We start from the raw sequence: 17,072 nt of genomic DNA, 5'->3' as shown, positions 1-17,072 counted from the left end.
GGCCGGGTCAATGCCGGGCGGCTGGGATAGCTCGGGCGGGATTGCTGTGGAACTGACTTTCGATAAATGAAACTTCTCCGTCGCCGTGCGCGCGGCAGGCAGTGCGTAGTGCCTGACAGGGCTGTATTACAGTGGACTCTAGTCAAGATACTAATGCCAACGGCTTGCTGGCTTCGCGTCACACGGCCCAATGCCGGCGGGAAAACCACCGGCGGCCGTGTTGAAAGGAACCAGCAATGTCCATGTCGGTTGCAGTTGCTGCCGTGACGTTTGACCGTCCCCGTGAGCTCGCCGTTCTGCTGAATGCCATCAATAGGCAGACTTCGCCTGTCCGTTCCATCTGCCTCGTGGACAGCGGCACCGTGCCCGCCAAGGACGTGGCGGAAGAGCACTCCAACGTGGACTATGTCCGGTCGGAAGCGAATCTGGGCGGCGCCGGCGGCTTCTCGCTGGCCATCCTCAAGGCCGTGGCCAGCGGCGCGGACTGGATCTGGATGATGGACGACGACGCCGAGCCCGGCGACCCGGAATGCCTCGCCACGCTGCTCCGCGAGGCTGAGTCGCGGGGCCTCGACGCGGTTGTCCCCCTCGTGGCTGCGCCCGGCCACCCTGATCGGCTGTCCTTTTTCTTCCGTCTCGACGGCAAAGTGACGCATGACCGTGCGGAAGTGGAGAAGCTCGGCTTCCTGCCCGACGACGGCCACTTCTTCAACGGCGCGCTGATCCGTTCGGACGTCTTCTTCAAGGTGGGCCTGCCCGACATGCGGCTGTTCATCCGCGGCGACGAGGTGGATTTCACCATCAGGCTCCGCAAGGCGGGAATCCGGTTCGGCACGGTAACCACGACGGCCATCACGCATCCGCACGCGTTTGCCGAGACGAAGCACGTTTTCGGCGCCCGGTGGCACGTGATTGTTCCGGAGACCGCTTTCAAGCGCTATTACTATTACCGGAACCGCGGCTACCTGATCCGCCGCCACTTCCGGGTCAAGTCCCTCGTGGCGGATGTGGGCGGCTACCTCGGCTACTTCCTGCGTCGCGGCGACTTCCGCGGGCTGGCCGACTGGTTCCGGGCGTTTTCCACCGGACTCCGCGGCAAGGGGTTCGCACCCCTGAAGGACCAGAAGTTCTAGCGGTTTGACGTAAAGCGTCGGCGGATCAGGAGCGCCAGGAGCACCCACGGCTCACCGAACACGCGGTAAGCCACCCTGCGCGGGTGCAGCATGAGCCGCCACGCCCATTCCAGGCCCAGGCGGCCGAGCCAGCGCGGTGCCAGCTTCTGGATACCGGCAATCTGTTCGATCGCTCCGCCCACGGCGCAGTACACGGCAGGGGGAAGGGCGTCCAGCCGGCGGCGGAGAACCATCTCCTGCAGGGGCATGCCGAGGCCGATCAGCACCAGCTGCGGGCGAAGCTCCGCCAGCCAGGCCACGGCCTGGTCCTCAATGTCGTCGTTCCAGCCTTCGCCGGGCATGCCGGCAACCTTGGCATTCGGCACGATCCCCGCCAGGCGCGCCACTGCTTTGGCGTTGGCCTCTGCTCCGGCGCCGATCACGGCAATCCGTTCGAGGCCTTCGACATTCCCCAGGGCCGGGATCCAGTCGGTGGAGCCCAGCCGGTAGTCCATGACCGGCCCGTCCGCATCCCCCGAGCGTCCCCACAGCAACAGGACCGGGGCGCCGTCGAGCAGCACCACATCGCTGCCTTCGTAGAGGGCGCGGAATTCCGGGTCCGAATGGAAGAGCGTCACGCTGTGCAGGTTGTGGCCCACCACCGTGCGGGTGACGCCTTCAGCGACAAAGCGGTTGAGCGTCGCGGTCATCTCGGAAACGGTGAGTGGCGTCGCGTCCACGCCAAGAACAGGGATGTGCTGCCGCGTCATGATCATTCGGTGCCGGTTCCCGTCACGCGCGGTTGGGCAGCGGGAGCCGGTTCAGCAGGCTCATCTGATGCCGGCTCCGGTTCAGCCACCATTTCATTGCCGGGTTCCGGTTCGGACGCCGGGACGTCGGCGGCAATACCGTCAATGTCCAACAGGCCCGGGACAACCTCGCGGAGCCGTTCCAGCGTGATGGCACCCTGGCGGACCACCCTGAGCGGCTGTGCAGTGGCGTCGACGATCGTGGACGGAAGAGCCTCAACGTCCCCGTCGCCTGCCGGCCGCAGCCCGCCTTCGAGGTAGACCTCCACCGATTCCGCGAGCTGGGTCATGGCGTCGGCGGCGGTCCGGGCAGCCGGCTGGCCGGTGCGGTTCGCGGAGGACACCGCCAAGGGTCCGGTCAGCGTCAGCAGGTCCTGCGCGACGTCGTCGGCCGGCATCCGCAACGCCACGGTGCCCTTGGTTTCACCCAGGTCCCAGTCCAACGAAGGCTGTGCGTGGAAAATCATGGTGAGGCCGCCCGGCCAGAAGGCCTCGGCAAGCTTGCGGGCCTCTGCGGGCACATCAGTTGCCAGTCCGTCCAGGGCATTGAGCCTCGGGATCAGGACGGGCGGCGGCATCTGCCGGCTGCGGCCCTTCGAGACGAGGAGCATGGTGACGGCCTGCGGCGAAAAGGCGTCCGCGGCGATTCCATAAACCGTGTCCGTCGGGAACACCACGCATTTGTGTTGGCGGATGGCCCGCTGGGCATGCTCCAGCCCTTCAGCCCGCTGGTCGGCTGCCGTGCAGTCATAGGTTGTGGTCACTGGCCTATTCTTTCATCACTTGGTCAGACGGTTCGGTAAGGACCGCGCTGGTGGCACGTTCCTTGCCGTTGAGGTCCACGTGCGTTGTCACATCGGACCAGCAACCGGAGTTCTTCAGCATCGTAGCGATCCACGTTGCCTGGACTTCGGCATGTTCCATCACGAAGTAGCCGCCGGGAACGAGCAGCCGGGCAGCGGACGCCGCTGCCGCCGTCGGAAGTACCATTCCGTCCGCTCCCCCGCCGTAAAGCGCCTCGGGCGGATCGTGCAGGGCCACCTCGGGTTCGTTGGGGATCGCTTCCGCGGGAATGTACGGCGGATTCGACACCACGACGTCGAAAGTTCCGTTGTGTTCCGGCAGCGCATCGCGAAGGTCCCCGCGGACCAGTTTGACGCCCAGCGGCGCCAGGTTCCGTGCCGCCCAGGCATGCGCGAATTCACTGAACTCCACTGCGTGGACTTCCGCACCGGGCACCTCGTGCGCCACCGAGCCCGCGATGGCTCCTGAGCCTGTGCCCAGGTCCACCACCTTAGGGTGGTCCCTGCCGTGCAGCCGCTCCAGGTCCTTGAGCCAGTCAATGACCAGCTGGACTACCGACTCGGTTTCCGGCCGGGGAATGAACACGCCGGGACCCACGGCAAGCTGCAGGTATCGGAAGTGGGCCACACCGGTGATGTGCTGCAGCGGGACGCGACGTACGCGCTCCGCCACCAGCTCGGCATAGCCGTCCGGTTCCGGGGAATCCCCCAGGAGCATGGCCCGCAGCCTGCCCAGCCCGACGCCCAGGAGGTGGTCCGCCAGCAGTTCCGCGTCCACGCGGGGGCTGGGAACACCGGCATCGGCCAGCAGTGCGGTTGCTTCGCGGACGGCCTCCGCCAGGCTCAGTCCTGTTCCAAGTGTCATCAAGCGACCGGCCGGGGACTATTCGCCGATGGCGTCGAGGCGGGCCTGTTCGTCCATCTCGATGGCCGACTGGATCACGGGCTCAAGGTCGCCGTTCATGACCTGGTCCAGGTTGTAGGCCTTGTAACCGGTGCGGTGGTCCGCGATCCGGTTTTCCGGGTAGTTGTACGTACGGATCCGCTCCGAGCGGTCCATCGTACGGATCTGGGACTTCCGCTGCGCGGAGTTCTCGGCGTCGATCTGCTCCTGCTGGTGGGCCAGGATGCGGGCACGCAGGACGCGCATGCCGGCTTCACGGTTCTGCAGCTGGGACTTCTCGTTCTGCATGGCCACCACGATTCCGGTGGGAAGGTGGGTGATACGGACCGCGGAGTCCGTGGTGTTAACGGACTGTCCGCCGGGTCCGGAGGACCGGTAGACGTCGATTTTGAGATCGTTCTGGTTGATCTCGAGTTCCTCGGGCTCGTCCACTTCCGGAAGCACCAGCACGCCGGCAGCCGAGGTGTGGATGCGGCCCTGGGATTCCGTCACGGGGACGCGCTGCACACGGTGCACGCCGCCTTCGAATTTGAGCCGGGCGTAGACGCCCTCTGCCGGATCGTTGGAGTTGCCCTTGACGGCCATCTGGACGTCCTTGTACCCGCCGAGGTCCGATTCGGTGGCTGAAATGAGTTCCGTCTTCCAGCCGCGTGATTCCGCGTACCGGGTGTACATGCGCAGCAGGTCGCCGGCGAACAGGGCAGCCTCATCGCCGCCTTCACCACCCTTGACCTCAAGGATTACGTTGCGGGCATCGTCCGGGTCGCGAGGAATCAGAAGCCGCCGCAGCTTGGCCGAAGCCGCCTCCAGGGCAGCCTCCAGCTCAGGAACCTCCGCCGCAAACTCCGGATCCTCCGAAGCCATTTCCTTCGCAGCCGCGAGATCATCCTGGATCGCATGCCACTTGTGGTAAGCGTCCACAATGCCATTAAGCTGCGCAGACCGCCGCCCCAGCTTACGAGCCAGCCGCTGGTCAGCATAAACAGCAGGATCCCCCAGCTGCGCCTGAATGGCATCATGCTCATCAAGCAGGCCGTGTACGGACTCAAACATTTTCAAAACCTCTTTCGACTCATACAAGTCTAGTTTCACGGGACTTAACGACGAACCGCCCAAAATATGCCGGCCATCAGGCCGGCATATTTTGGGCGGTGAGCGCAGCTACTTGTCGTTATCCGACTTCGCGCCAAGCGTCGTCTTCTGGACCTGCATGAGGAACTCAACGTTGCTCTGGGTCTCCCGGATCTTGTTGGTCAGCAGCTCAAGGCTCTGCTGCGTTTCGAGTCCGGAAAGGACGCGGCGCAGCTTCCACATGATCTTGACTTCCTCGGGGGAAAGCAGGTTCTCTTCGCGGCGGGTACCGGACGCGTTGACGTCCACTGCCGGGAAGATGCGCTTGTCCGCGAGCTGGCGGGACAGGCGCAGTTCCATGTTGCCGGTGCCCTTGAACTCTTCGAAGATGACCTCGTCCATCTTGGAGCCGGTCTCGACGAGAGCGGTTGCCAGGATGGTGAGCGAGCCACCGTTTTCGATGTTGCGGGCTGCACCGAAGAAGCGCTTCGGCGGGTACAGCGCTGCGGAGTCGACGCCACCGGACAGGATACGGCCGGAAGCCGGCGCCGCCAGGTTGTAGGCGCGGCCCAGGCGGGTCATGGAGTCGAGGAGCACCACAACGTCCATGCCCATTTCCACGAGGCGCTTGGCGCGTTCGATGGAGAGCTCGGCCACGGTGGTGTGGTCGTCGGCGGGACGGTCGAAGGTGGAGGCAATGACCTCGCCCTTCACGGTGCGCTGCATGTCCGTGACTTCTTCGGGACGTTCGTCAACGAGCACCATCATGAGGTGGACCTCAGGATTGTTGGTGGTGATCGCGTTGGCGATGGACTGCAGGATGAGCGTCTTGCCGGCCTTCGGCGGCGAAACGATCAGGCCGCGCTGGCCCTTGCCGATCGGGGCAACCAGGTCGATGACGCGGGGGCCGATCTTCTTCGGGTCCGTCTCGAGGCGCAGGCGCTCGGAGGGGTAGAGCGGAACGAGCTTGGCGAACTCGACACGGTCCTTGAGCTCTTCCGGCGTCTTGCCGTTCACTGAGGTGACGCGGACCAGGGCGTTGAACTTCTGGCGGGCAGTCTGCTGGCTGCGGTCTTCGCCTTCACGCGGTGCCCGGATGGCGCCGACTACGGCGTCGCCCTTGCGCAGGTTGTACTTCTTGACCTGGGCGAGGGACACGTAGACGTCATTCGGCCCCGGCAGGTAACCGGAGGTGCGGATGAACGCGTAGTTCTCCAGCACGTCCAGGATGCCGGCGACGGGCAGCAGGACATCGTCCTCGGTGACCTCGACGTCGTCGACGTCCGGTCCCTGGGCGCGTCCACGACGGCGGTCGTTACGGTCGCGGAAGCGGTCGTTGCGGTCGTTGCGCGAGTTGTCCCGGCTGTCCTGGCCGCCTGTCCGGTCGTTGCGGTCACGGCGGTTGCGGCGGTTGCGGCGGCTTCCGCCGTCTGCATCATCGCTTTCGCGGGTGTCGTCGCGGCGCGTTTCGCGCGTACCGGTGGTGTCTCCGCCGTCGCGGCCGCCTCGGGTGCGGGTGGTCTGGCGTTCGTTGCGCTGACCGGCTTCGGCAGCCTCGCCGCCCTGGTCACCTCCGCGCTGCTCACGCTGTTCGGTGCGCTGTTCACGCTGTTCGGTGCGCTGTTCACGCTGTTCGGTGCGCTGCTCGCCGCGCTGTTCACGCTGCTCGCCGCGCTGTTCACGCTGCTCGCCACGCTGTTCGGCGGGGGCCTCGGCCGGTGCTTCAGCTTCGACGGCCGGAGCCTGGGCTGCCGCTTCACCGCGGCGGCGGTTCCGGGTGCGGGGCTGGCGGCGCTCTGCGGCTTCAGGTGCAGCAGCTTCGGACACAGCGGCCTGGCCGGCTTCAGGAGCCGACGGGGCTGCGGGCGCCTCGCTGGGTGCGGCTTCCGGGGCGGGTGCCTCGGTGGCAGGAGCGGTCACAACACCGTCGCTGCCGGCGCGGCGGCTGCGGCCACGGCGGGCACGGGTGCCTTCCGCGGCGGGAGCCTCCACGGCTTCAGCCGCAGGGGCCGCAGCAGCCGGCGCTTTTGCCCGGGCCGAGATGGTTTCGCCGGTCTTTTCAGCGCCCTTGGCCGGAGCCTTGGTGGCTGAAGTGCCCGCACGATGAGCGGAAATGGCGGTCACCAGATCGCCCTTGCGCATGCGGGATCCGCCGGAAATACCCAACTGGCTGGCGAGAGCCTGCAGCTGGGCGAGCTTGAGGCCGGCAAGGCCGCTGCTCTTGGCGGGTGCTGCCGACAAATCGGTAGCAGAAGATGATATGTCCACAGCTGGAGACAGCTCAGTGGTTTCGGTCACGAAGGATCCTTCCCCCTCGACGGCGTCCAGACTGGGAGCTGGACGCGATGATTTGATCTGGGCTGCAGTTCAGATCTACAGCCGGATTTCGGCCTTGCCGGATGGAATTCGGCCAGCAGGGCCGGATACTGATACACCTCGACATTCCAACAAGAGACCGGAATGGCGGACTGACGCTTCAGGGGTGCAGAGTGATTCTGCAGGTTCCTGCGACAGACCAAAGCAGGCGGCACCGGAGACTATTGCGCAGTTGAATTTCAGAGCAGCAAACGATTAGACAGGCGCCATGGCCAACATCGGGTTCTTTTGACTGCGATTCTGATTCTTTGACTAACTGCCTGCGGGATTACCGCCGGTGCACTCCCACTTTAGCACCTTCGACGTCCACCGCCAGCTTCATCACGCGCCAGCCAACATCCGGCGTGTTGGCCCGGGTGTAGGCGTCAATGAAGTCCACCACCGTACCGGCCTCGTCTTCCCCGTTGGCCAGCACCAGGACGGTTGGTCCCGCGCCGGAAACAACGGCTGCGTGCCCTGCACGGCGCAGGGCCCGGATCAGCTCCGCGCTGGGGCGCATGGCCTCCGCGCGGTAGCTCTGGTGGAGGTAGTCCTCCGTGCCGGCGAGCAGGAATTCCGGTTTGCTGGTGAGGGCGTGGATGAGCAGCGCCGCCCGGCCGGAGTTCATGGCGGCCGCATGATGGCCCACGGACGCCGGCAGGAGCGCGCGGGCCGCTTCGGTGGAAAGCTCGTAGTCCGGTACTGCGACGACGGGAATCACCGAATCCGCCACGGTAGCGCACGTGCTGCTGTACTGGTCACTGTCCTGCCATGACAGCGCCAGCCCGCCGAAAATGGCCGGTGCGACGTTGTCAGGATGGCCTTCCATTTCGCTCGTGAGCTGCAGGATCCAGTCCTTGCCCCGCCGGGAAGCCTCCGGAACCAGTGCATTCGCGGCGGTCACCGCCGCCACGACGGCCGAAGCCGAGGAACCCAGGCCGCGGCCGTGCGGGTTGACGTTGTCGGCGGTAATGCGGAGGCCCTCGTGCCGGAAGCCCAGCCGGTGCAGGGCTTCCGTGACGGCCCTGACCACGAGGTGGCTGGCGTCGCGCGGAAGCGTCTCCGCACCTTCGCCGCTGAGCTCGAACTGCAGTTCGCCGCTGCCCAGGGTTTCCACGGTCAGGGTGTCATGCAGCGAAAGGGCCAGGCCCAGGCTGTCATATCCCGGGCCGAGGTTGGCGCTGGTGGCCGGGACGCGTACGGTCACCAACTGCCCGGCCGGGACTGCCGGCGCGCCGGCGGCAGACTCGGCCGGGACTGTGAGGGTGGTTTCCAAGGTTATTTTTCTTCCAGGCCCAGTTCGGCGGCCACGGTGACCACGTCGTTGGACACCTTGACGGGCTGAACATCGCTGCCGTCCTCGGTGCGCAGCGCCCACTGCGGGTCCTTCAGGCCATGGCCGGTCACGGTGATCACGATGGTCTTGCCTGCGGGGACCTCGCCGGCCGCGTGCTTCTTGATCAGTCCGGCGACGCCGGCGGCGGAACCGGGCTCGACGAAGACGCCTTCGCGGGCCGACAGCCAGCGGTGGGCTGCCAGGATCTCGTCGTCGGTGACGGAGTCGATGAAACCACCGGATTCGTCACGGGCCGCGATGGCGCCGTCCCAGGATGCAGGGTTGCCGATCCGGATGGCCGTGGCGATGGTGTCGGGCTCCGTGATGGGGTGGCCGACCACGAAGGGGGCCGCGCCGGCGGCCTGGAAGCCCCACATCTGCGGTGTCCTGGTGGATACGGCAGCGAGGGTTCCGGCAGTTTCGGACTCGAACGGCGCTGAGTACTCCTTGTAGCCCTTCCAGTACGCGGTGATGTTTCCGGCGTTGCCCACCGGCAGGACGTGGATGTCCGGGGCGTCGCCGAGCGCATCGACAATCTCGAAGGCGCCGGTCTTCTGGCCCTGGATGCGGGCAGGGTTCACGGAGTTCACCAGGAAGACGGGGTAGGCCTCGCCGAGCTTGCGGGCGATGTCCAGGCAGTTATCGAAGTTGCCGTCCACCTGCAGCAGCGTCGCGCCGTGCGCGATGGCCTGGCTGAGCTTGCCCATGGAGATCTTGCCTTCGGGCACCAGCACGGCACACTTCAGCCCAGCGGCCGTGGCATATGCGGCGGCGGAAGCGGAGGTGTTCCCGGTGGAGGCGCACACGACTGCCTTCGCGCCGGAGGCCACCGCTGCCGTCATGGCCATGGTCATTCCGCGGTCCTTGAAGGATCCCGTGGGGTTCATGCCTTCGACCTTGAGGTACACGGTGGAGCCGGTCAGCTCGGACAGCTTCTGCGCGTGGACCAGCGGCGTGCCGCCCTCACCGAGGGTAATGACCTTCGTGCTTTCCGTTACGGGCAAACGATCAGCGTATTCGCGGATGACACCGCGCCATTGGTGAGCCACTTAGACTCCTTCTACCCGAAGAACGGATGTAACGGAATTGATGACGTCGAGGCCCTTCACGGCCTGGACGGTTGCTGCCAGTGCAGCTTCGGTTGCGCGGTGGGTGACGATCCGCAGTTCGGCCGATTCCACGTTGGAGTCGGCATCGCGGTGGATGGTCTGGCGCATGATCTCGATGGACACGCCGTGCTCCGCGAACAGTTGGGCGATCCGTGCCAGCACGCCCGGCTGGTCAGCAACGTCGAGGCCAATGTAGTAGCTCGTGTTGACGGCGTCGATGGGCAGCGCGGGAACGTGTCCGATGGTGGTCTCGGTCTGCGCAGGCCCGCCCAGGACAATCCGGCGGGCAGCGGAGACGAGGTCGCCCACGACGGCAGACGCTGTCGGGGTTCCGCCGGCGCCCTGGCCGTAGAACATCAGCTCGCCGGCGTTCTCGGCTTCGATGAACACGGCGTTGAACGCGCCATGGACGGCCGCCAGCGGGTGTTCGCGCGGCAGCAGCGTCGGGTGCACGCGGACGGAGACGCCCTCGGTGCCGTCGGCGGCGGTCAGCTTCTCCGCGATGGCGAGGAGCTTGATGACGAACCCGGCGTCCTTGGCCGCGGCGATATCCGACGCGCTGACTTCGGTGATGCCTTCGCAGTGGACGTTCTCCAGGTCGAAGCGCGTGTGGAAGGACAGCGAGGCGAGGATGGTCGCCTTGGCTGCGGCATCAAGGCCTCCGACGTCGGCTGTGGGATCCGCTTCGGCGTAGCCAAGGCGCTGGGCCTCGGCGAGGGCGTCGGCGAACTGCGCACCGGTGGAATCCATCTGGTCAAGGATGAAGTTGGTGGTGCCGTTGACGATGCCGAGGACCCGGGTGATGCGGTCGCCGGAGAGGCTGTCGCGGATGGGGCGCAGGATGGGGATGGCGCCGGCCACGGCTGCTTCGTAGGACAGCTGGACGCCGGCCTTGTCTGCCGCCTCGTAGAGCGTGGGGCCATCCTGGGCCAGCAGGGCCTTGTTGCCGGTGACCACGCTGGCGCCGTTCTCGATGGCGGCGAGGATCAGGGTGCGGGCAGGTTCGATGCCGCCCATCAGTTCGATGACGAGGTCGGCATCCTTGACCAGGGTGTCGGCGTCGGTGGTGAAGAGTTCCCGCGGCAGCTCAACGTCACGGGGCGCATCGATGGTGCGCACGGCGATGCCGGTCAGTTCCAGGCGGGCTCCGGTGCGGGCGGCCAGCGCTTCGGCGTCCTCAATCAGAATCCGCGCCACCTGGGCCCCAACGTTGCCACAGCCCAGCAGGGCTACCTTCAGGGTTCGCAATTCAGTCATTCAGACTCCCATGTCGCGGTTCAGCAGATCTTGTTCGGTTTCCCCGCGGATAATCAGCCGTGCTGATCCGTCGCGCACAGCGACAACGCCCGGCCGGGCCAGATAGTTGTAGTTGCTTGACAGGGCCCAGCAGTAGGCGCCGGTCCCCGGTACAGCGAGCAGATCACCGGCTGCCACGTCCTCGGGCAGATATACATCTCTAACAACTATGTCGCCGCTCTCGCAATGTTTGCCCACTACGCGGGACAGCTGCGGTGCTGCGTCGGAGCTCCGCGAGGCCACAATTGCCGAATAATCCGCGTCATAAAGCACCGGACGGGCGTTGTCGCTCATGCCGCCGTCCACCGACACATAGCGGCGGGGGTGCGTAACGGTTCCTTCTGCATTCGCGGCATTTTCGCCGCCGTCGCCGGTTCCGGCGCCGGGCGGGTCCACGCGGACGGTCTTGAGCGTTCCCACTTCGTAGAGGGTGAAGGTGGTGCTCCCCACAATGGCGCGCCCCGGCTCAATGGAGATCCGCGGTGCGGTGATGCCCAGTTCGGCGCAGGTGGAACGCACGACGGCGGCCATCGCCTGCGCGATCTCGGCCGGCGGGCGCGGTGTGTCCACCGGCGTGTAGGCAATGCCGTAGCCGCCGCCGAGGTCCAGTTCAGGCAGGACGATGGAGTATTTCCCCTGCATCGCGGCGAGGAAATTGAGCAGTTTCACGGCGGCCAGCGCGAAGCCGTCCGGCTCGAAGATCTGCGAGCCGATGTGGCAGTGCAGGCCCAGGAGTTCAATGCTGTGGTAGCTCGTGGCCGCGGCCACGGCTTCCTCGGCGGCGGACAGGCCGGCCTGGTCCGTGGAATCCTCCGCCATGGAGAGGCCGAACTTCTGGTCCTCATGGGCGGTGGCAATGAATTCGTGCGTGTGCGCATGCACTCCGGGGGTGAGCCGCAGCATCACCTTGGCGGTTTCGCCGCGGTCCGAGGCGATTTTCGCGACGCGCTCCAGCTCCGCGAGGCTGTCCACGACGATCCGCCCCAGCTTCATGTCCAGCGCACGGTGGATCTCGGCGTCGGACTTGTTGTTCCCGTGCAGGGCGACGTCGGCCCCCGGGATGCCGGCGCGGCTGGCGACGGCGAGTTCCCCGCCGGAGGCGGTGTCCAGCCGCAGCCCCTCTTCCTCCACCCACCGGACGACGGCAGTGCAGAGGAAGGACTTCCCGGCGTAGTAGACATCCACTCCCCCGCAGATGTCGGCGAAGGCGTCATTGAAGGCGTCGCTGAAGGCCCGGGCGCGTGCCCGGAAGTCGTTCTCGCTCATCACGAACAGCGGCGTGCCGAACTGGCGCCGGAGCTCGCTGACCGGAATGCCGTCGATGGCGAGCTCGCCGGCGTCGTTCCTGGCAACTCCGGCCGCCCACATGGGCTCATGGAGCGCATTGAGGTCCGCCGGAACGGCAAGCCAGTCCGGTGCCAGCGGCGATGCGTGGTTCAGGGAGTTCCCGGTCATTGCGTCACATCCGTTCCGGCGCCGAAACGCCAAGCAGTTCCAGTCCGTTGGCCAGCACCTGGCTGGTGGCGTCGTTGAGCCACAGCCGCGTCCGGTTGACGTCCGTGATGGGCTCATCGCCCTGCGGCGCCACGCGGCAGGCGTCATACCAGCGGTGGTAGGCACCTGCGATGACTTCCAGGTGGCGGGCAACGCGGTGCGGTTCGCGCAGTTCGGCGGCCTTGGCCACGATGGACGGGTAGCTGCCCAGGTAGGACAGCAGTTCGTTCTCGGTGGCGTGGTCCAGGAGTGCTGCGTCGAACACGTCTTCGCCATCGACGCGGCGTTCCACTCCGGCCGCCACGGCATTGCGGGCCGTGCCTCGGGAGCGGGCGTGGGCGTACTGGACGTAGAAGACCGGGTTCTCGTTGCTGTGCTTCTTGAGCAGGTCGGGGTCCAGGGTGAGCGGAGAGTCAGCCGGGAACCGGGCCAGCGAGTAGCGGACGGCGTCCTTGCCCAGCCAGGAGATGAGGTCCTTGAGCTCGATGATGTTGCCGGCCCGCTTGGACAGCTTGGCGCCGTTCACTGACACGAGCTGGCCGATCAGCACCTCGATGTTGGCCTCGGGATCGTCGCCGGCAGCGGCGGCGATCGCCTTCAGCCGGTGGATGTAGCCGTGGTGGTCCGCTCCCAGCAGGTAGATCTTCTGGTCGAAGCCGCGGTCCTTCTTGGAGAGGTAGTAGGCGGCGTCCGCGGCGAAGTACGTCGGTTCGCCGTTCGCGCGGATCATCACGCGGTCCTTGTCGTCGCCGAAGTCCGTGGTGCGCAGCCAGACGGCACCGCCGTCGTCGAACACGTGGCCCTGTTCCCGAAGGCGCGCCACGGCACTTTCGATGGCGCCGGCGTCGTGCAGTTCCTGCTCGGAGAAGTAGACGTCGAAAGCAACACCGAAGTCGGCGAGGGTGTCCTTGATGTCCTTCATCTGGGCCTTGTACGCCGCGCTGCGGATGACCGGCAGCGCCGCCACGTCGGTGAGCTCACGGATGTCCGGGTGTTCCGTCAGGACGTGGTGGCCAAGGTCGGAAATGTACTGTCCCGGGTAACCGCCCTCCGGAACGCCGCGGCCGTGCAGCCGGGACAGCACCGAGTGGGCGAAAACGTTCATCTGGGAGCCGGCGTCGTTGATGTAGTACTCGGCGGTGACTTTTGCGCCGGAGGCCCGGAGCACGCGGGCGATGGAGTCGCCCAGCGCAGCCCAGCGGGTGTGGCCGATGTGCAGCGGGCCGGTGGGGTTGGCTGAGACGAATTCCATGTTGACCACGTGGCCGGCGAGCGCCGAGTTGGTGCCGTACTGCGGACCGGCTTCGACGATGGCCTTGGCGAGCGTCCCTGCTGCGGCGGCGTCGACGGTGATGTTCAGGAAGCCGGGTCCGGCGATGTCCACGGCCGATACGCCGTCGATGGTCTTGAGCCGTGCGCTGAGGATGGTGGCGAAGTCCCGCGGGTTGGTGCCCGCCTGCTTTGCCAGCTGGAGGGCAATGTTGGTGGCCCAGTCGCCATGGTCCCGGTTCTTGGGCCGCTCCACCCGCACCTCGTCCGGCACGGCTGATGCGGAAAGTGCAATATCACCGGCGGCGACGGCGTCTTTCAGGCAGGCGGATATGGCGAGGGAGAGTTCTTCGGGAGTCACACTTCTAGCCTACCGGTGGCCCGCGATCGCGGCGGAATCGGGGCAATGCCATGACGCTGCGAAGGCGCACAGGAATAAGAAGCCTCACAGAATTGAATCGGGTTCGTCACAGCCTGAACCATTACGCTGATTCCAACGTTGTCCATCCTGTAACTGCGTGGCTGCACCCGGCCACCCCGGTGCCGGGTCCCCATCAAGACGCATCCATACGCAACCACACGAAACGAGTCCCTGCATGAGCTTCCCGGTACGCAAGAGCGTTTTCGTCGGCCTCGCCGGCATGTCCCTGATCGGAACCGTAGCGGGCTGTGCGCCGTCCGCCCAGGCACCGGCGGCACAGTCCACTGCCGCCTCAACCAGCGGTGCCCCCATTGCGAGTACTGGCGCCTCGACATCGGCCGCGTCCGGCTACAAGGACGGCACCTACAGCGCCGACGGAAATTATGTCTCCCCCAACGGCACGGAAACCGTGGGCGTTGAGCTGACGCTTTCCGGCGGAACGGTGTCCGACGTCAACATCACCCAGCATCCCTCCAATCCCAACACGCGCAAGTTCCAGGGCGAGTTCGCGGGCGGGATCAAGGCGCAGATCGTGGGCAAGAAGCTGGATGAGCTGAACGTCTCCAAGGTTGCCGGCTCCTCACTGACCAGCGGCGGCTTCAACCAAGCAGTGGAGAAGATCAAGTCCGAAGCTCAGTAAGTACGGCTCTGAACCCGTTCACCGCATCAAGAGGAGATCACGTGCCGCACCCGGGCTGGGCAGCCGTTAGTTTCGAGGGAATCGGGACCGCCTGGGAGATTTCCACGCCCGGCCCCCTGGACACGGGCCAGCGCCGCCGGCTCCTGGACGTGGTGGAGGATTACGACGCCGCGTGGTCCCGTTTCCGGACGGACTCCCTCGTGGCGCAGGCGGCCAGGGAAGCGGGGCGCTACCAGATGCCGGACGGTGCGGGGGCGCTGGGCCGCCTGTACCGGAGCCTTTACCGGCTGAGCGCCGGTGCCATGACTCCGCTGATCGGCGGCAGCCTGGAACAGCTGGGCTACGACGCGGACTACTCGCTCCGGTCCCGCGGCACCCCGCTGCCCGCCCCGCCGTGGGACGACGTACTGGACTGGCAGGACACTGTGCTGACCACCACGGCTCCCGTGGTCCTGGACGTCGGAGCCGCCGGCAAGGGGCAGCTGGCCGATTTGCTGGCAGCGGAACTCCGGTCCCAGGGCGTCAGCGAACACTTCATCGACGCCAGCGGCGACCTCCTCAATTCCGGTCCCGCTCCGGTGGCCGTCGGCCTGGAGCATCCGTACGATCCCGGCCGGGCCATCGGCACCATCAGCTTGGGCGCCGGTGCGCTCTGCGCCTCCGCCGCCAACCGGCGGGCCTGGGGCGACGGGCTGCACCATGTGCTGGACGGCACCACGGGGACACCGGTGCGGACCGTCATCGCCACGTGGGCGCTGGCGGGGACTGCCATGACGGCCGACGCGCTGGCCACGGCGTTGTTCTTCGTTTCCGGCAAGGCGCTTGAACAGGATTTTGAGTTTTCCTGGCTTACGGTTTTCTCGGACGGAAGTGCCGCCTACTCAGCAGGTTTCGAAGGAGTGCTGTTCGAATGAGTTCCATGATCCAGCGGGTGGACACGTCCCTGAACCGCCTGACCATGTACCGCCTGGTGCTGTGGGTGCTTGCCGTCCTGGCCGCATACAGCCTGCTGCTCAACGTCCTCGGCTGGCTGACGTTCGGCATCCCCGAAATGCTGGCCCACCTGGCGCTCTGCCTGGGACTGACCTACGCCTCGAACCGCGGGCTGGCCGCGCTGTTCCACGTCCGGCCGCACTCCGAATCATCGCTCATCACCGGGCTGCTGCTGTATTTCCTGTTCTGGCCCAGTTTTAAGGCCCTGGACGTGGCAGGCGTCGCGCTCGCCTGTGTCCTGGCGTCGGCCTCGAAATACGCCCTGGCCTGGCGTGGCCGGCACATCTTCAACCCGGCTGCAGCAGGCGCCTTCACGGCAGGCCTGACGGGACTGAACATCGCCACGTGGTGGGCGGCCACTCCCGCGATGCTCTTCCTCCTGGTTCCCGGCATCCTGCTGGTGCTCTACCGCACCAGGAAAGTCCTCATGGGCGCCGTGTTCACGGCCGTGTCCGTATCCATTGTGGCCACGGAACTCCTCCGGGCCGGGATGACCCTGGGCGGGGCACTCTGGCAGCCGCTCGCGCAGCGCCCGGTGCTGTTCTTCGTGGGCTTCATGCTGACCGAACCGCTGACCCTACCGCCGCGGCGCTGGCAGCAGCTGGCGCTCGCCGCCGTCGTCGGGGTGGTGTTCGCGGTGCCCTACAACCTGGGATTCGTGGCAAACTCGCCCGAACTGGCGCTGCTCGTGGGAAACCTGCTTGCCTTCCTGGCCGGGCAGCGCGGCGGCATCCGCCTAAACTTCCAGGAATCGCGGCCCCTGACACCAACGACGACGGAATTCAGCTTCCGGCCCGAACGCGCGGTCCGGTTCACGCCGGGACAGTACATGGAGCTGCACCTGCCCCACGCCAAGTCCGACGGGAAAGGCCGGCGGCGCGTGTTCAGCCTGACTAGCGCACCGGATGCCCGGGACGTCACGATCGGTGTGGGAACTGCCGAACCCGTGTCCGCCGCCAAGCGTGCCCTGCTTGCGCTGCAGCCCGGAGATTCCGTGACGGCAACCGCGGTGGGCGGAGACTTCGTCCTCCCCCGCAGGCCGGCCGGCCCCGTCCTGCTGGTTGCGGCCGGCATCGGCATTACGCCTTACCTTGCCCAGCTCGCCGCGGGTACTGCGAAGAACCGCGACGTTGTCCTGCTGTACCTGGCGAAGTCTGCCTCTGAACTCGCCTACGCGGATGCGCTTGAGCAGTCCGGTGCCCGCGTCATTGCCCGTCTGTCCGACGGCTCCGTGCCGCCGTCGTTCATGGAAGACGCGTGCAAAGTCTCCAGGCCGCCGGCACGGCTGGACGGTGCCGCGCTCAAGGAGCTTGTTCCGGACATCGCCGGCCGCGAGGTGTTCGTTTCCGGCTCGCCTGCCAGCGTCCGCTCGCTGCGAGCCGCCGCCCGCGGCGCCGGTGCGCGGCGCATCCACACCGACTCGTTTGCAGGCTACTGACCGCCGATTTTCCATTGGAGGC

14 protein-coding genes are annotated in these 17,072 nt (G+C 66.4%); 4 read left to right on the top strand and 10 right to left on the bottom strand.

Going from position 1 to position 17,072, the window contains the following annotated elements:
- Window positions 1-236 precede the first annotated feature (236 nt).
- A complete protein-coding gene (locus tag CXQ91_RS02580) occupies window positions 237-1,133 on the top strand; it encodes a glycosyltransferase (RefSeq protein WP_104172339.1) in 897 nt (298 codons plus the stop codon).
- On the opposite strand, the gene CXQ91_RS02575 is transcribed toward CXQ91_RS02580, so the two are convergent.
- The 10 genes from CXQ91_RS02575 to argS form a co-directional block, all read right to left on the bottom strand.
- Window positions 1,130-1,888 carry a WecB/TagA/CpsF family glycosyltransferase gene (locus tag CXQ91_RS02575; protein ID WP_104172338.1) on the bottom strand — a complete coding sequence of 253 codons (759 nt, stop codon included), beginning with the start codon at window positions 1,886-1,888 and terminating at the stop codon, window positions 1,130-1,132. The genes CXQ91_RS02580 and CXQ91_RS02575 overlap by 4 nt on opposite strands.
- A complete protein-coding gene (locus tag CXQ91_RS02570; protein ID WP_104172337.1) occupies window positions 1,885-2,685 on the bottom strand; it encodes an L-threonylcarbamoyladenylate synthase in 801 nt (266 codons plus the stop codon). Before CXQ91_RS02570 ends, CXQ91_RS02575 begins: the two co-directional genes overlap by 4 nt.
- Window positions 2,686-2,689: 4 nt before the next feature.
- Window positions 2,690-3,589: a peptide chain release factor N(5)-glutamine methyltransferase gene (gene prmC / locus CXQ91_RS02565; protein ID WP_104172336.1), complete on the bottom strand. Its 900-nt coding sequence runs from the start codon at window positions 3,587-3,589 to the stop codon at window positions 2,690-2,692.
- Between the two features lie 18 nt (window positions 3,590-3,607).
- Window positions 3,608-4,681 carry a peptide chain release factor 1 gene (prfA, locus tag CXQ91_RS02560; RefSeq protein WP_104172335.1) on the bottom strand — a complete coding sequence of 358 codons (1,074 nt, stop codon included), beginning with the start codon at window positions 4,679-4,681 and terminating at the stop codon, window positions 3,608-3,610.
- Window positions 4,682-4,789: 108 nt separating this feature from the next.
- A complete protein-coding gene (rho, locus tag CXQ91_RS02555) occupies window positions 4,790-6,997 on the bottom strand; it encodes a transcription termination factor Rho (RefSeq protein WP_104172334.1) in 2,208 nt (735 codons plus the stop codon).
- 346 nt (window positions 6,998-7,343) lie between these two features.
- On the bottom strand, window positions 7,344-8,330 hold the full coding sequence (gene thrB / locus CXQ91_RS02550; RefSeq protein ID WP_104172333.1) for a homoserine kinase: 987 nt from the start codon (window positions 8,328-8,330) through the stop codon (window positions 7,344-7,346).
- Window positions 8,331-8,332: 2 nt separating this feature from the next.
- Window positions 8,333-9,439 (bottom strand): threonine synthase, encoded by a 1,107-nt coding sequence (gene thrC / locus CXQ91_RS02545; RefSeq protein ID WP_104172332.1) that lies wholly within the window; start codon window positions 9,437-9,439, stop codon window positions 8,333-8,335.
- Window positions 9,440-10,756: a homoserine dehydrogenase gene (locus CXQ91_RS02540; protein ID WP_104172331.1), complete on the bottom strand. Its 1,317-nt coding sequence runs from the start codon at window positions 10,754-10,756 to the stop codon at window positions 9,440-9,442.
- Window positions 10,757-12,250, bottom strand: coding sequence for a diaminopimelate decarboxylase (gene lysA / locus CXQ91_RS02535; protein ID WP_104172330.1), 1,494 nt, complete (start codon window positions 12,248-12,250; stop codon window positions 10,757-10,759).
- 4 nt (window positions 12,251-12,254) lie between these two features.
- Window positions 12,255-13,919, bottom strand: a complete 1,665-nt coding sequence (argS, locus tag CXQ91_RS02530; RefSeq protein ID WP_104172329.1) for an arginine--tRNA ligase — start codon at window positions 13,917-13,919, stop codon at window positions 12,255-12,257.
- A 235-nt stretch (window positions 13,920-14,154) separates the two neighbouring features.
- Here argS and CXQ91_RS02525 point away from each other — a divergent pair, with 235 nt between their 5' ends.
- Genes CXQ91_RS02525 through CXQ91_RS02515 form a run of 3 tightly spaced genes read left to right on the top strand, consistent with a single transcriptional unit; the run spans window position 14,155 to window position 17,050 of the window.
- Entirely contained in the window at window positions 14,155-14,619 is a 465-nt protein-coding gene (locus CXQ91_RS02525) for an FMN-binding protein (protein ID WP_104172328.1), read from the top strand.
- Window positions 14,620-14,660: 41 nt separating this feature from the next.
- Window positions 14,661-15,533: an FAD:protein FMN transferase gene (locus CXQ91_RS02520; protein WP_104172327.1), complete on the top strand. Its 873-nt coding sequence runs from the start codon at window positions 14,661-14,663 to the stop codon at window positions 15,531-15,533.
- A 5-nt stretch (window positions 15,534-15,538) separates the two neighbouring features.
- Window positions 15,539-17,050, top strand: coding sequence for a ferredoxin--NADP reductase (locus CXQ91_RS02515; protein WP_104172420.1), 1,512 nt, complete (start codon window positions 15,539-15,541; stop codon window positions 17,048-17,050).
- Window positions 17,051-17,072 lie beyond the last annotated feature (22 nt).

Origin of the sequence: Arthrobacter sp. Y81, assembly GCF_002929335.1 — a bacterium.
Lineage (GTDB): Bacteria > Actinomycetota > Actinomycetes > Actinomycetales > Micrococcaceae > Arthrobacter.
The sequence above is the reverse complement of the archived record's forward strand: the minus strand, read 5'-3'. Positions and strand labels throughout refer to the sequence as shown.